At 72.1% G+C, this 15,112-nt stretch carries 10 protein-coding genes, 2 tRNA genes and 1 pseudogene; 3 read left to right on the forward strand and 10 right to left on the reverse strand.

The features are described from left to right. The 4 genes from ACIBJB_RS16665 to ACIBJB_RS16680 all read right to left on the reverse strand — a co-directional run. Window positions 1-1,723: tetratricopeptide repeat protein (locus ACIBJB_RS16665; RefSeq protein WP_398931074.1), on the reverse strand; the 1,723-nt coding region annotated here is incomplete at its 3' end. Beyond that, window positions 1,720-2,139: a hypothetical protein gene (locus ACIBJB_RS16670; RefSeq protein ID WP_398931076.1), complete on the reverse strand. Its 420-nt coding sequence runs from the start codon at window positions 2,137-2,139 to the stop codon at window positions 1,720-1,722. The genes ACIBJB_RS16670 and ACIBJB_RS16665, both read right to left, overlap by 4 nt. A gap of 258 nt (window positions 2,140-2,397) precedes the next feature. After that, window positions 2,398-2,470 (reverse strand) — tRNA-Arg (locus ACIBJB_RS16675). Between the two features lie 187 nt (window positions 2,471-2,657). Then, a tRNA-Ser gene (locus tag ACIBJB_RS16680) sits at window positions 2,658-2,748 on the reverse strand. A gap of 153 nt (window positions 2,749-2,901) precedes the next feature. Between ACIBJB_RS16680 and ACIBJB_RS16685 the strand changes: the two genes are divergently transcribed. The 3 genes and pseudogenes from ACIBJB_RS16685 to ACIBJB_RS16695 form a co-directional block, all read left to right on the forward strand. Beyond that, entirely contained in the window at window positions 2,902-3,330 is a 429-nt protein-coding gene (locus tag ACIBJB_RS16685; protein WP_398931078.1) for an SSI family serine proteinase inhibitor, read from the forward strand. A 171-nt stretch (window positions 3,331-3,501) separates the two neighbouring features. Further along, window positions 3,502-8,214: a PAS domain-containing protein gene (locus ACIBJB_RS16690; RefSeq protein ID WP_398931080.1), complete on the forward strand. Its 4,713-nt coding sequence runs from the start codon at window positions 3,502-3,504 to the stop codon at window positions 8,212-8,214. Window positions 8,215-8,485: 271 nt separating this feature from the next. Next, window positions 8,486-8,772, forward strand: a pseudogene (locus ACIBJB_RS16695) (hypothetical protein); the annotation flags it as partial. 96 nt (window positions 8,773-8,868) lie between these two features. On the opposite strand, the gene ACIBJB_RS16700 reads toward ACIBJB_RS16695, so the two are convergent. The 6 genes from ACIBJB_RS16700 to ACIBJB_RS16725 all read right to left on the reverse strand — a co-directional run bounded on the left by ACIBJB_RS16700 (window position 8,869) and on the right by ACIBJB_RS16725 (window position 14,935). Beyond that, complete coding sequence (locus tag ACIBJB_RS16700; RefSeq protein ID WP_398931082.1) at window positions 8,869-10,548, reverse strand: long-chain fatty acid--CoA ligase; 1,680 nt, start codon at window positions 10,546-10,548, stop codon at window positions 8,869-8,871. A 155-nt stretch (window positions 10,549-10,703) separates the two neighbouring features. Beyond that, a complete protein-coding gene (locus ACIBJB_RS16705) occupies window positions 10,704-11,261 on the reverse strand; it encodes a SigE family RNA polymerase sigma factor (protein ID WP_057609235.1) in 558 nt (185 codons plus the stop codon). Between the two features lie 146 nt (window positions 11,262-11,407). Then, entirely contained in the window at window positions 11,408-12,574 is a 1,167-nt protein-coding gene (locus ACIBJB_RS16710; protein WP_398931085.1) for a lipid-transfer protein, read from the reverse strand. Next, entirely contained in the window at window positions 12,571-12,960 is a 390-nt protein-coding gene (locus ACIBJB_RS16715) for a MaoC family dehydratase (RefSeq protein WP_398931087.1), read from the reverse strand. Before ACIBJB_RS16715 ends, ACIBJB_RS16710 begins: the two co-directional genes overlap by 4 nt. Beyond that, window positions 12,957-13,940 carry a bifunctional MaoC family dehydratase N-terminal/OB-fold nucleic acid binding domain-containing protein gene (locus tag ACIBJB_RS16720; RefSeq protein WP_398931987.1) on the reverse strand — a complete coding sequence of 328 codons (984 nt, stop codon included), beginning with the start codon at window positions 13,938-13,940 and terminating at the stop codon, window positions 12,957-12,959. The genes ACIBJB_RS16715 and ACIBJB_RS16720 overlap by 4 nt, the downstream gene beginning before the upstream one ends. A 680-nt stretch (window positions 13,941-14,620) precedes the next feature. Beyond that, on the reverse strand, window positions 14,621-14,935 hold the full coding sequence (locus tag ACIBJB_RS16725; protein ID WP_398931089.1) for a hypothetical protein: 315 nt from the start codon (window positions 14,933-14,935) through the stop codon (window positions 14,621-14,623). Between the last annotated feature and the right edge of the window lie 177 nt (window positions 14,936-15,112).

Consider the following 15,112-nt stretch of genomic DNA (forward strand, 5'->3'; position numbering starts at 1 on the left):
GCGTGATCAGGGTGTCGGGGTGGGCGTCACCCAGCACCCGCTCCTGCTGGGCGAGGGTGGACTCGAACAACGGGATGGCCCGCTCCAGATCCCCCACGTCCCCGTAGGCACCGGCCAGGTTGCTGCGCGTGATCAGGGTGTCGGGGTGGGCGTCACCCAGCACCCGCTCCTGCTGGGCGAGGGTGGACTCGAACAACGGGATGGCCCGCTCCAGATCCCCCACCTCCCCGTAGGCCCGGGCCAGGTTGCTGCGCGTGATCAGGGTGTCGGGATGGGTGTCACCCAGCACCCGCTCAGACTGCGTAAGGACAGCGGTGCGCAGGGGGATGGAGTGGGCATCGCGGCCCTGCCGGAACAGGTACAGGGCGGCAGCGCGGTAGATGCCGGTGGTCTCGGTTGAGGCGGGGCGGCTCGGTGGTGCGGATTCGGCCAGGGCGAAGACATGGGGGAGCAGACGTTCCCACCGCGTGTTCGCCTCCGTGGCAGCGGCGTTCCCGTCGGGGACGGCCTGCTTCAGAGCCTGCTCGGCCTCCTGCCGGCCCAGGGGGACGGCGCTGGGGTCAGAAGTGGCGCGGGCGCGTACCACCATCTGCACCAGGCGGTGCACCGTGACGCCCTGGCGGTCGGCGGTGAAGGCGATCATGTTGTAGGCGTGGAGCACGCCCAGCGCATCGCCCAGCGCGATCGGGTCGGTGGCCGGCGTGGCAAGGAGAGTCCGGGGGATGTCATCGGGGGCCAGCCATGCGATCGTGTACAGGAGTTTGACGGCGAGCGGATCACGGCCTTCGATCGCGGTCAGGGTGTGGAGCCAGATGCGCGCGATCGTGCGTTCCGGGTCGGTGCCGTCCGCCGCCCTGTCGAGGCCCCGTCCCAGCAAGTGCCGGTACACGCCCAGAGCGGTACCGGTCTGGTAGAGGTAGGCCCCCACCTGCTCAAGCGCCAACGGCAGATACCCGAGCTCGGCGGCCAGATCATTGGCCTGGCGTCGCTGTTCCGGGGTCGGCTGTCCCTGGCCGAGGGCGAGTGTGCACAGCAGGTCGGCGGACGCGTCCGGGTCCATCAGGCCCAGGGCCATCGTCGGGGCGATGGTGTGCCAGCCGGTTGCCTTCCGGCTGGTGGCCAGGTGATGGCCGTCCGCCAGGGCGCCAAGGTAGTGGCGCAGGTCCGTCGGTTCCTCGACGTTGTCGAAGACCAGAAGCCAGCCCGGATGCCACTGCAGCCACACGATCGCCCATGCCGCACGCTCTTCCACGCCCACTGCTGCCGCCCATTGCGGGCACAGCCTCACTGCCAGCGTGGCCAGACCCGTGACGATCTGTTCGGTGGAGTCGGCGGTGATCCACCACACCAGCGTGTAGTCCCGCCGGTACGCATGGGCATAGTGCAGCGCGAGCGAACTCTTCCCGATCCCGCCCAGCCCGTGGATGGCCCGTGTCCGGGACGGTGCTTGAGTCACCGCGGCCTCGCCCTCCCGGGCCAGCAGCTCCCGCAGCCGCTTCAGTTCCTGGTCCCGGCCGACGAACACGCCCGACGCGGACCCCGGCAGATTCGCTGCCCCCGGCGGCGCGCTCACCTCCCGTGCCCACCGCACCGCCTCCGGCGGCAGCATCACCACCCGGGCGCCATCGCCAGTGATCGCTACCGCGATGCTGCCGGCGGCAGCGACCGATCGGGGACCGGAGGCCTGTGGCCCACTCGACGTGGACAGCTGATCACTGCTCACGGCCTGAGCGTGGTGTTGTCACCGGTGATCGCAGTACCGATCGTCTGGGCGGCGATGGCCCGCTCACCCGACGCGGTCACCGTCACCGGCCCACTGGTGGCGGGCAGCAGCTCGACCAGTTCCCGCAACAACTCCGCGTCCTCGCGTACCGCACGCCTGAGCTGTTGCCGCAGTGCTGCAGCCGCGTCCTCATCGTCGGTCGCCTCAGCCGCGTCCTGCACAGCCGCCTCCAGTGCGGCACGCCCCGGCTCGTCCCGACGACGCCATACCGCCTGCAGCATCCGCCGCCCCACATTCGCCGTCGCCTCGACCGCAGCGTTCTCGGTCCGGGTCAACACTCCCGCGCCGTAGGCCCCCAGGGCTGCCGTCAGGTACGGGCCTGCCTGGCCCACGAACTGAACGATCTCCGCACTCATCCACAACTCCTCGGGCTGCGGCTTTGCTTGTACCGCAAACCAAGCGTAGGGAAACGCCACTCCGCGCAGACCGGAATCGCCAGATGCAGCCGGCACGGTCCCGGCTGCCCAACTCTGGAGGGACTGGGGTTCTGGCTCCTGGGAGGGCGATGAGAGCCGGCTGTGGGGTGCTGCCGGTTGCTGGTTGCCGGTTCTTCGCTGGAGTACAGCATGACAAAGCCCCCTCAGAAATGATCCCGAGGGGGCTTTGAACTGCTGTGCACTCGGCAGGATTCGAACCTGCAACCTTCTGATCCGTAGTCAGATGCTCTATCCGTTAAGCTACGAGTGCTTGTTCTGTTTTCTCGCCGTTCCTTGCCCCTCCGGGCCGCTCGCGGCGACAGGAAGAACATTACATGACTGCCGGTCGCATGTGAAATCCGTTTGCCGTAGCCCTTGTGAGCTGCGGAAACACCCATCCGGGTGGGGGACAACGACGAAGCCCCGGTCGCTCGGACCGGGGCTTCGGTGATCTTGCGCGGAGGCGGAGGGATTTGAACCCTCGATGGGATTGAAGTCCCAAACCGCATTAGCAGTGCGGCGCCATAGACCGGACTAGGCGACGCCTCCAGCACAGCCGCCCGCGCGAGCGCGAGTGGTGCGTGCAGATGATGACACAGTCGAAGGTCGTGCCACCAATCGGTTCCCACGGTACTAGGCGGGCGGGGCACAGGGCAAAGTACTCCCGCGCAACGTACGGCGCCGTCCGGCGTTAGTCAGGGCATGTCATACGTCACCCGGCTCGGCCGGCTCGCACGGTTGAGCCCCCTCCCCCTGTTCGTCGCCGCCCTCGCCCCCACCCACGCGTCGGCGTACACCGACGGCGGCGACCATCTCACCGTCACCGTCCGGGACGCGGGCGTCGGCGCCGACGGGACGTTCGAGGTCGACTGCCACCCCATCCGCGGCACCCACCCCGACCTCGCCGGCGCCTGCGCCGCCCTGGAGCGGAACACCCGGTGGGGGAAGGACACCTTCGCCCCCGTCCCCGAGGGCAGCTTCTGCACCATGCTCTACGGCGGCCCCGCCACCGCCCACGTCACGGGCATCTGGGCCGGGCGCCCCGTGGACACCTGGTTCGACCGGAGCGACGGGTGCGACATCGCGCGCTGGGACCGGTTCGTGCCGCTCCTCCCCAGCATGGACACCTAGTCACCGAGAGGCGGTCACACGTTCTACTTCACTTCGTCGTGCGACCTCCCTCTCATCCAGCACCCTCCGCACAACGGCTGCGCTTAGACTCCCTCGCGTGACACGTCGCGGGCCCCTTGGCAAGATGGCCCGAACGGTCGGCAAGATGCGGTAACAGGGAGGAAGCGTCTCGTGAGCAGCAGGCCATCCCGAGGCGCTGCTCGCCTCGCAGCCATACTCGACGCGCTTCCCGATGCGTTGGTGCTGGTCAACGCCAATGGGACCGTCGTCAACGCCAACACCATCGCGCTCGAGGCGTTCGAGGCGCCGGGCACCGCGCTGGTCGGGCGCGGGCTGCTGGATCTGCTGCCGCACTTCGACTCGCGGCTCATCCCGGGCTCCATGCGGCGGCCCGACCACATGGACCCGCGCGGGCGCACCAAGCCGACCCGGATGGTCGCCCGGCGGACCGACGGCACCGAGTTCCCCGTCGAGGTCACCAGCGCCAATCTGGAGAACGGCCAGCAGGCCTACGACGGTTACGGCTACAGCGGTGACGAGCTGCTCATGCTCGTCGTACGCGACCTCACCGGGACCGTGGACACCGAGGCCGAGCTGGCACGGTCGCAGCGGCAGACCGAGATGATCCTGCGGGCCGCCTCGGAGGGGGTCGTAGGGACCGACACCGACGGGCGGATCGTGCTCGTCAACCCGGCCGCCGCCCAGATACTGGGTTACCGGGCCAGTGACCTCGGTGGCCGCGAGCTCCACGACCTCATCCTGCACTCCCGCGCCGACGGCACCCCCTTCCCGTACGAGGAGTCCCCCCTCGCCGACACGCTGCGCTCCGGGCGCAAGCACCGGGTGCGCGGACAGGTGCTGTGGTCGAAGAAGGACGAGAAGGTCCCGGTGGACCTGACGACCGCGCCGGTGCGCGACGGCGACCAGCTCGTCGGCGCCGTGCTCACCTTCACCGACCGGCGGCCCTACGACTCGCTCGCCGACGAGAAGACCGCTGCCGAGAAGGCCCACGCGGCGGAGCTGGAGCGGCTCGAGGAGGAGCACGCCTCCGAACTCACCGCGCTGCGGCAGAAGCACATCACCGAACTGGAGGAGCTCCAGGAGCGGCACGACGAGGAAATCGCCTCAGGTGAGGAGCGGTACGCCGCGCTCGGTGAGCGGGAGAAGGACCGCTACGAAGCCCTCGCCGGGCGACACGACCAGCTCCTCACCCTGCTCGGCCGCTCCCTGCGCGGGCCCCTCGACGAACTGCGCCGCGAACTGTCCGCTCTCGCCGCCGACGACGCCGGACAGCTGTGGCCCGAGGCCAACCAGGTCCTGCACCACCTCTCAGCCGGCTACTCCCGCATCACCAACCTCATCGACAACGTCCTCGGCTACCAGCGACTCGACGCCGGCACCGACGACATCGTCCGTACGAACGTCATGCTCGACGCGGTCGTCGCCGCCGGTGTGGACGGTGCGGTCGAACTCATCGGGCCGGGGCGCGTCCAGTTCGCCGTGCACGCGCCGCCCATCGAGGCCGAGGTCGACGCCCAGCGCCTCGCGACCGCGCTCGCGCATCTCATCGCCGACGTGGCCGGGGTCGACGCGACCGGGAACTCTCCCGTGTCCGCGGGCGGTTACATGGACAACACGGTCGTGGTGGCGGCCGCACAGCGCGGTGAAGGCGTACGGATCGAGGTGCGCGGGCCGTACGCCGGGGGAGACCCGGTCCACGAGCCGATCGTGCGCGGGATCGTGCGCGCCCACGGCGGTGTGCTGCAGACGCACGAGGTGCCGGGCATGAGCGGCAGCGCGTACGTCCTCGAAGTGCCCATCGGCGGTGGGGCGGGGGCCGTCGCGGTTCCCGGTCCGGCCGCGCTGGAGGCCGCGCCCCAGGAAGCCGCCCCCGTGGAGACCGGCCCCGCGGGGACCGCCTCTGCCGAGGGTGGCGGGCGGCGGCGGGCCCGGCGCTCCTCCACCGACTCCTTCCTGGACGCCGACGTCCCGGCCGAGACCGACGAATCCGTGGCGCCCACCGGGCGGCGCAGGCGGCGGGCGGCGGCTGAGCGGGAACAGCCCGTGTCCGTACCGGCGCAGGCCTCCGGCGACGACGGGGACGGCTCCGGCGGTACGGGGCGGCGCCGCGCTCGGCCCGCCGAAGCCGATGTGTCCGAGGGTGCCGTGGTGATGGCCGCCGAGCATGGCGCCGGATCCGCCGCCGCGGGTACCGGTCTCGGCGGGACCGTGCCGCCGCAGGGCGTGCCCGTGCCGGCCGGCCGTCGGGCCCTGAACGACGGCGGCGAACAGCACGCGCTGCCGGCGGCGTTGCCCGCAGGCGGCTCCGCCGAACCGGGCCAGGCGCAGGGGGAGCTCGCGGTCGCCGGGCAGGGTTCGTCCGGCACGGGCGTACCGCAGCAGGACGGGCGCCGACGGCGCGCCCTCGCCGCCGCGTCGGAGCGCGCGGCCGCGCAGGAGGCGGCCCCCCGCGCGGTGTTCGCGCTCCCGCCCGCCGATGCGGACCGACCGTCCGACGACGCGTCCGCGTCGGGACTGACGCCGGCCGCCCAGGCCCAGGGACAGAGGCAGAGCCAGGGGCAGGGGCAGACAACGGGGTCGCAGGTTCCGGGGCAGGCTCAGGTCCCGGTCCCGGTTCCGGGGCAAGCTCGGGTTCAGAGCCAGGGCCAGGTGCCGAACCAGGTCACAGGCCCGGCTCAGGTCCCGGGCCAGGGCATGGAACAGCTCCCCGGACAGATGCAGGTACCCGGACAGATCCAGGCGCCGGGCCAGCCACAGGCCCCGAGCCAAGGCCAGGTGCCGAACCAGGTCACAGGGCCGACTCAGGTCGCCGATCCGGCTCGCGTCCCGGGCCAGGGCTTGGGACAGCTCCCGGGTCAGATGCAGGTACCTGGGCAAGGCCAGGTACCCGGCCAGATCCATGCCCCGGGGCAGGCGCAGGTCCCCGCGCAAGGTCAGGCCCCGGGTCACACTCAGGCCCCCGGCCAAGGTCATCCGAGCTCGGCGCAACTCCCGGGTGAGGTACAGGTGGCCGGGCAGGCACAGGCACCAGGACAGGCACTGGCACCGGGACAGGCGCAGGTCCCGGGTCAGGTGCAGCCCACCGGCCAGGCCCCGGCCCCCGTTCCGGCCAACGGTCTCGCCCAAGTCCCCGGCGACGGTCACGGTGACGACGGTCGGCACGACGCCGTGCCGCACGACCAGGCCGACGACCACACCCCTCCGCAGCCGCACCCCACCAACGCGCCGACGGGCCGCCGCCGACGGGCCGTGGCCCAGCCCGCCGAGGCGCCCGGACAGGGTGGCGAAGCAGCCGCATCCGGCGCGGTGCCGTCGGCCCAGTTCCCGGGTGTCCCCGTCCAGAACGCGACCGGACGGGTCGGCCTGGCTCCGCAGACCGCACCCTCCCCGGCCTCGCCCCTCCAGGCGGCCCCGGCCCAGCCCGGCCTCACCCCCAACCAGCCCCTCCCCACCGAGACGCCCCAGCCGCAGGCATCGGTACCGGCACCGGCCCAGTCGCAGGCCACGCCCGCTCCCCAACCGTGGCCCAGCCACGACACTTCCGGCGCCGCCACGCCCGTACCGGCGAACGGCGCCGCCACCGCCGTACCCCCGAACCAGCCCGCCCCCCAGCCGGCGCAGGCCCCCGAAGCCGGTCAGCCCACTCCGCCGCCCGGCACGCCCCTGCAGGCGCGGGTCGCGCAGCCGCTGCCGGCCGAAGCCGCGGCCGCACCCGTCGACCCGAACTCCACCCAGGGCCGGGCGATCAGCGTGCGCACCCTCGGTCAGGGGGTCCCGTTCACCCGGCAGGCGGCCCAGGTGCAGCAGCCGGGGACGGCCACGCCTGCCCCGCAGCAGTCCGGTGGTTCGGGGCGGCGGCGCAAGCTCGGCACCCGGCCGGACCCCGCTGCCACCGCGGCCCCGGAGCCGGGGGCACGTCCGCATCCGGCGGCCGAGCAGGCCGTAGCGACACCGGCGCAGACCCCGCAGCCGTCGCCGGCCGGGCAGTCGCGGCTCACGCACGCCACGGAGGCGGCCGGACGGTCGTACGCCATAGGGGCGCCGGACGAGAACGCCGCCGAGGGGCCCGAGCCGCTGGACGGTCCCGGCGGGGCCGTCGAGATCCCGCACACCCCCCGGCCGCAGCCGATGGACGACGAACTGCCCCCGGAGCCGCTGGACAACCCGCGGCGGCTGCTGGTGTGGCCCGCGCCGGACGTGACGACCCAGCAGGCGCTCAGCGACCGTGGGTACCGGCCGGTCATCGTGCAGTCCCGCGAGGAGGTCGACGCGCAGATCGCGGCCTTCCCCGCCGCCCTGTTCGTGGACCCGCTGACCGGGCCGATCACGCGGACCGCGCTCCAGTCGCTGCGGCAGGCGGCGGTGGCGTCCGAGGTGCCGATCATGGTGACCGCCGGACTCGGGCAGGCCTCGCGGGAGGCGGCGTACGGCGCCGATCCCGCCGTACTGCTGAAGGCGCTGGCGCCGCGGGACAGCGAGCAGCACCCGCCGCGCGTGCTGCTGATCGAGGAGCACGCGGAGATCGCGCTGGCGCTGACCGCGACGCTGGAGCGGCGGGGGATGCAGGTGGCGCGGGCCGCGAGTGACACGGATGCCGTGACGCTCGCGGGGCAGCTCAGGCCGAACCTCGTGGTGATGGACCTCATGCAGGTGCACCGTCGGCGGGCCGGGATCGTGGACTGGCTGCGGGCGAACGGGCAGCTGAATCGCACTCCGTTGGTCGTGTACACCGCGGCGGTGGATCAGGCCGATCTGCCTCGGCTGGCCTCCGGTGAGACGGTCCTGTTCCTCGCCGAACGGTCGACCAGCGCCGAGGTGCAGTCGCGCATCGTGGACCTGCTGGCGCGGATCGGCACCAACTAGGACCGGTCGTCGGCCCGGTCGTCAGCCCGGTCGCGGTGACCCGGTCGGGCGGCGGTTCGGCGCGGGGCTTCGCGATCTCGGCCGTCATCGGGAGCTCTAGCTCTTTGACGACCGACCCCGTTGATCCCGCCCCGTCCCGTCCCGCTCCGCCCCGTCCCGTCCCGTCCCGCTCCGCTCCGCCCCGTCCCGCTCCGCCCCGTCCCGCTCCGCGCGTCCCAGCCGGCCGGCCCCGGCCGCCCTCGCGGCGTAGCCCGCGGGGCCTGCGTACGGACCGAGGACATGGCCCGGTGGTCGTTGCGGTTGGGCCCTGTTCGTCGCGGCGATCGCCGTCCACGCGGCCCTGGTCGCCTCCCACGTCGCCAACCAGCCGTCGCCCTGACGACGACCTCGACCCCGGCCACCGCCAACACGGCGTATGTCGGGGCGGGTTTCGCCGGCGGCGCGACGGCGTCCGCGCTCGCCGGGTCGGCCTTCGGATGGTGGGGCTGGGGCGGGGTGTGCGCCGTGGCGGGAGTGTGGCTGGGGTTGGGGTGGCTCGCCACGTCGGTACGGCGGTGAGGGTTGTTGCACAACAGTTGCCCGGTGACGGTTGTTGTACGGGGAGCAGGACCCCTGGTCAGGCCGCGGTGCCCTGCTCCCGTGCCCCTCGCCGTCTCAGAGCTGGGTGACGTCCAGCTCCCCCTCCGCGTACCGCTTGCGGATCACCTTTTTGTCGAACTTTCCGACACTCGTCTTCGGGACCGCCTCGATGATCGACCAGCGCTCCGGGAGCTGCCACTTGGCGATCTTGCAGACGTCGCTCGCGAGGAAGGCGCGCAGGGACTCGAAGTCGGCGGTGGAGCCCTCCTTGAGGACGACCGTGGCCAGCGGGCGCTCGCCCCACTTGTCGTCGGGGACGGCGACGACGGCGGCCTCGGTGACGTCCGGGTGGGACATCAGGGCGTTCTCCAGCTCGACCGAGGAGATCCACTCGCCGCCGGACTTGATGACGTCCTTGGCGCGGTCGGTGAGGGTGAGGAAGCCGTCGGCGGAGATGGTGCCGACGTCGCCGGTCTTCAGCCAGCCGTCCTCGCTGAACTTGTCGGCGGGGCGCAGGGGTTCGGTGTCCGGGCCGTTGTAGTAGGCGCCCGCGATCCAGGGGCCGCGGACCTCCAGCTCGCCCGCGGACTCGCCGTCCCAGGGGAGGCGCTCGCCGCCGGGGCCGCTGAGGCGGGCCTCGACGCCGGCCGGGAAGCGGCCCTGGGTGAGGCGGTAGGCGAACTCCTCGGGTGTGCCGGCCACGTGGGCCGGCGGGCGCGCGACGGTGCCGAGCGGGGAGGTCTCCGTCATGCCCCAGGCGTGGCAGACCCGCATGCCCAGCTTGTCGAAGGCCTCCATCAGGGAGGGCGGACAGGCCGAGCCGCCGATGGTGACCTGGGTGAGGGAGGAGACGTCACGGGGCTTGGCGGTGAGTTCGCCGAGCAGGCCCTGCCAGATGGTGGGGACCGCGGCCGCGTGGGTCGGCCGCTCGCGTTCGATCATCTCGGCGAGGGGCGCGGGCTGCAGGAAGCGGTCCGGCATCAGCATGTTGACGCCGGTCATGAAGGTGGCGTGCGGCAGGCCCCAGGCGTTGACGTGGAACTGGGGGACGACCACGAGCGAGGTGTCCTGGTCGGTCAGGCCCATCGACTGGGCCATGTTGACCTGCATGGAGTGCAGATAGATCGAACGGTGGCTGTAGAGCACGCCCTTGGGGTCGCCCGTGGTGCCGGAGGTGTAGCACATGGAGGCGGCCTGGCGCTCGTCCAGCTCGGGCCAGTCGTAGGTGGTGGGCTTGCCGGCGATCAGGTCCTCGTACTCGTGCACGCGCGCGTGGGAGCCCTCCAGGGCCGTGCGGTCGCCGGGGCCGGAGACCACCACGTGCTCGACCGTCTTGAGGTGCGGGAGGAGCGGGGCGAGCAGGGGGAGCAGCGAGCCGTTGGCGATGACGACCCGGTCGGCCGCGTGGCCCACGATGAAGGCCAGCTGGTCGGCCGGCAGGCGGAGGTTGAGGGTGTGGAGCACCGCGCCCATGGAGGGGATCGCGAAGTAGGCCTCGACATGCTCGGCGTTGTTCCACATGAGGGTCGCCACCCGCTCGTCCCCGGCGACCTGGAGGTCCTCGCGCAGGGCGTGCGCCAGCTGGGCGGCGCGGGCGCCGACCTCGGCGAAGGAGCGGCGGTGCGGCTCCGGCTCGCCGGTCCAGGTGGTCACCTGTGAGGTGCCGTGGATCGACGACCCGTGGGTCAGGATCCTGGAGATCAGCAGCGGTACGTCCTGCATCGTGCTCAGCACGGCGTCCTCCCGGGGCGACATTGCCTACGCGGTAGTAAGGGTTGCGCCGATTCTGCGCACATACCGCGCGGTATGTCACTAGAGCCGGGCGATCGATCACGTCACGATGCCCTCACGACAGTCGATCGTGATGCCCTCACAACGGCCGAGCGTCACCAACGGTTCCCTGGCGTTCCCTAGCGGGCGAGCACCAGCTCGGGGTCCTCGCGGAGCTTGCCCAGGGCACGCGACACCGCCGACTTCACGGTCCCGACCGAGACCCCGAGCACCTCGGCCGTCTGCACCTCGCTGAGGTCCTCGTAGTACCTGAGGACGACCATGGCCCGCTGCCGCGCCGGCAGTTTCATGATCGCCCGCCACATCGCGTCGTGCAGCGCCTGCTGCTCGGCGGGGTCGTCGTCGCCGGGCACGGGGTCGGGCTCGGGGATCTCGTCGGTCGCGAACTCGTCGACCTTGCGCTTGCGCCACTGCGAGGTGCGCGTGTTCAGCAGGGCGCGGCGGACATAGCCGTCGAGGGCACGGTGGTCCTCGATGCGCTCCCAGGCGACGTAGGTCTTGGTCAGGGCGGTCTGCAGCAGGTCCTCCGCGTCGCTCGGGTTCGCTGTCAGCGACCGGGCGGTACGCAGCAGCACCGGCTGGCGTGCCTTCACGTACGAGGCGAACGAGGGGTACGCGAGGGTCTGCGTCGCCGGTACGGCGGCCTTCGAAGCGCTGGTGCAGACGGGTGTGGTCATGGCTCCACGCTAGATTCGCCACCCGCCCCCGCTCATCGGCCACAGGTGCCGAAGAAGACTCCCCCTCAGGTTGTAGAGGTGGGGCTGCCTCCACCTCCTGAAGGTGGACGAGGGGGGCGCGTCTACTGCGGGATCACCCCTGGGGGCTACCCGTCCCCGGCGAGCACCAGCCCGGACGTGGGCACCCCTGTCCCTGCCGTCACCAGCGCGCGCTCCGCCTCCGGCACCTGGTTCACGGCCGTCCCCCGCAGTTGGCGTACGGCTTCCGCGATGCCGTTCATTCCGTGGAGGTAGGCCTCGCCCAGTTGGCCGCCGTGGGTGTTGAGGGGGAGCTCGGCCCGGTGTACGAAGTCCGCGGCCTCGCCCGGGGCGCAGAAGCCGAACTCCTCCAGCTGCATCAGGACGAACGGGGTGAAATGGTCGTACAGGATCGCCACGTCGATGTCCTGGGGGGTCAGGCCGGAGGTGCGCCAGAGCTGGCGGGCGACGACGTTCATCTCGGGGAGGCCGGTGAGGTCGTCGCGGTAGAAGCTGGTCATCTGTTCCTGGGCGCGGCCCGCACCCTGGGCGGCGGCCGTGATGACGGCGGGCCGGTGGGGGAGGGCACGCGCGCGTGCCAGGGACGTGACGACGATCGCCTGGCCGCCGTCGGTCTCCTGGCAGCAGTCCAGGAGTTTGAGCGGCTCGACGATCCAGCGGGAGGCCGCGTGGTCGGCGAGGGTGATGGGGCGGCCGTGGAACCAGGCGGCCGGGTTCGTGGCCGCGTACGCGCGGTCGGTCACCGCCACCTGGCCGAAGGCCTCCGGGCCGAGGCCGTAGGTGTACAGATAGCGCTGGGCCGCCATCGCCACCCAGGAGGCCGGGGTGAGCAGGCCGAAGGGGAGGGACCAGCCGAGGGCGACCCCCTCGGCGGAGGGTTCGCGGTGCTGGACGCCGGAGCCGAAGCGGCGGCCGGAGCGTTCGTTGAAGGCGCGGTAGCAGACCACGACCTCGGCCACGCCCGCGGCGATCGCGAGCGCCGCCTGCTGGACGGTCGCGCAGGCCGCGCCGCCGCCGTAGTGGACGCGCGAGAAGAAGGACAGCTCGCCGATCCCGCAGGCCTGGGCCACGGTGATCTCCGGGCTGGTGTCCATCGTGAACGTGACCATGCCGTCCACGTCGGCCGCCGTGAGCCCCGCGTCGTCGAGCGCCGCGCGGACCGCCTCGGCGGCCAGGCGCAGTTCGCTGCGGCCGGAGTCCTTGGAGAACTCGGTGGCCCCGATGCCGACGATCGCGGCCCGGCCTCCGAGCGCGTCACGCGCGCGTGCGCTCATTCGGCGTCCCTCATCGAGAAGGTGACCGTCCCGGTCACATGGTTGCCGATGCCGTTGGTCCCCACGATCCGGACGGTGACGGTGGCGTCTTCGAGAGCTTCTATTGTTCCGGTCAACACCATCGTGTCCCCCGGGTAGTTGGGCGCTCCCAGCCTGATGGCCACCTTCCTGAGCACGGTCCGTGGTCCGAAGTGGTCGGTGATGTAGCGCCCCACCAGGCCGTTCGTCGTGAGGATGTTCATGAAGATGTCCGGGGAGCCCTTCTGCCGGGCCAGTTCCGGGTCGTGGTGCACGTCCTGGTAGTCCCGGGAGGCGATCGCGCCCGCGACGATCAGCGTGCGGGTGATCGGGATCTCGAGGGGTGGCAGTTCGTCGCCCTTTCTCATTCAGCGGCCTCCTCGGCGGCGACGGCGGCCTCCTCGCCGGCGCGGAAGACGGGAAGGGTGAGGTCACCGTCGTACGTCCGGAAGACGAGCCGCACCGGCATCCCGATCCGCACCTTGTCGTACGGCGTCCCGACCACGTTGCTGATCATCCGCACGCCCTCCGCGAGTTCCACGAGCACGACGGCGTAGGGAGGGTCGAAGGCCGGGAAAGGCGGGTGGTGCATGACGACGTACGAGTGGACGGTCCCCTCGCCGCTCGCCTCGACCGTGTCCCAGTCGGGGCCGCCGCAGTGGGCGCAGCCCGGGAGCCAGGGGAAGCGGAGGGTCGCGCAGGAGGTGCAGCGCTGGATGAGGAGTCGGTGCTGTTCGACGCCTTCCCAGAAGCCCGCGTTGTCACGGTTGACGACGGGGCGGGGGCGCCGGGGCCGGGGAGGGGTCTTCTTCCCCTGTGCCGGCGCGTACTTGAGGATGCGGAAGCGGTGGGTGCCGACGAGGTTCTCGCCCACGCGGACGTCGGTGCGTGTCGTGACGAAGTGGCCGGTGCCGAGCTTGGTGGCCTTGCGGCCCGAGACCGACTCGATGACGGTGTCGAAGGTGATCCGGTCGCCGGGGCGCAGGGGCTGGAGGTACTCCTGCTCGCAGTCGGTGGCGACGACCGACGTGCAGCCCGACTCGTCGAGGAGCGCGAGGAGTTCGTCGTACGCCGATGACCTGCCCGTGTGCCCGGTCAGCCCGCCCATCGTCCAGGCCTGGAGCATGGTGGGCGGGGCGACGGCATCGGGGCCGGTGTAGGCCGGGTTGGCGTCGCCCAGGGCTTCGCACCAGTGCCGGATCATGGGGAGGTTGACGGGGTCCTTGCCGACCCCGGCGACGGCGGCGGGTTGCCCTTCGTAGGCCTTGAGCCGGGTCAGCAGGTCGTCTGCCGGGGGGTGGGGGCCGGGCCGGGGGACCGGGTGGACCGTGCCGCCGGCTGGGGGCAGAGCCGCGGAGGCGTCCGGGGAGCGGGGCGCGGGCCGGGGCGCGTCCGTGCCGTGGACCTCCGGCTGGGCTGCGGAGGTGTCCGCGCGGCGGGGCGCGGGCCGGGGCACCGGATGAACCGTGCCGCCGGCTGGGGGCAGGGCCGCGGAGGCGTCCGGGGAGCGGGGCGCGGGCCGGGGCGCGTCCGTGCCGTGGACCTCCGGCTGGGCTGCGGAGGTGTCCGGGGGGTGGGTCTCCGACCGGGGTGTCAGACGGTCCCCGTCAGCGGCCTGCGGCCAGGCTGCCGTGGCATCCGGATCGCGGGTCTCCGACCCGGGTGCCGGGCCGTCCGTGTCGCCGGACTGCGGCTGTGCCCCCGGGGCATCCGGGTGGGGACCCGGCGGGGCCGCCGAGTCGTTCGCACCATCAGGGTTCGGCCGGCCCGCCGAGTCGTCCGGGTCGTAGGCCTCCGGCCGGGGCGGCGGGGTGTCCGGATCGTCGCCCATGACGGCAACCTCCTTGTCCGCAAGATCTCCTGACTGTCCGTCAGATCCAGTGCGGTGTCAAGGCCGTCGCCGCGCACGCGAACACGCCTGCGCGGCGGCGCCGAAGCACCGCCGCGCGGACGTGTCCCACCCCATGAAGCCCACCATCAAGCCCACCCCGTGAAGCACCCCGTCGAGGGCCGGTCAGCCCTCGCCCATCACCACCACAGCGGGGTGAAGTTGACGGTTGTGTTGTTGTTCCCCTGGTTGACGGTCGTGAACGCGGAGCCCTTGACCTGGGCCGTGTTGCTCTGGGCCGAGGCGCCGGAGCCGACGGCGTTCTGCTGCGTGGTGGACGAGTTGCCGTTGTTGTCGCGCCCGACACCGCTGCCCACGATGCTCGCGACACCCGCGTTCGATCCGTTGTCCGCGAAGCCGCCGTTGTCCGCCGCCGCGACGCCGGTGAAGAGTGCGGCGGCGAGCGGGAGGGCGGAGACGGCGGCGATGACGCGGGCGGTACGGATGCTTGCCATGGTGTTTCCTCCAGAACCCGGCCTGTTGCCGGTAGTACGTCAAGTGAGGCTTTTCCCGGGGAAGTTGGCCGACCACCCCGGTGCTGTGCACGACGTCGCGAGATCAGAGTTGCCCACCGAATCCCCGGCGAACCAGAGCGGAAGCGGTTATTCCCCCTGAAGCGTGAGGACAAGTCG

It is taken from the genome of Streptomyces sp. NPDC050759, from assembly GCF_044456945.1.
Classification (GTDB): Bacteria; Actinomycetota; Actinomycetes; order Streptomycetales; family Streptomycetaceae; genus Streptomyces.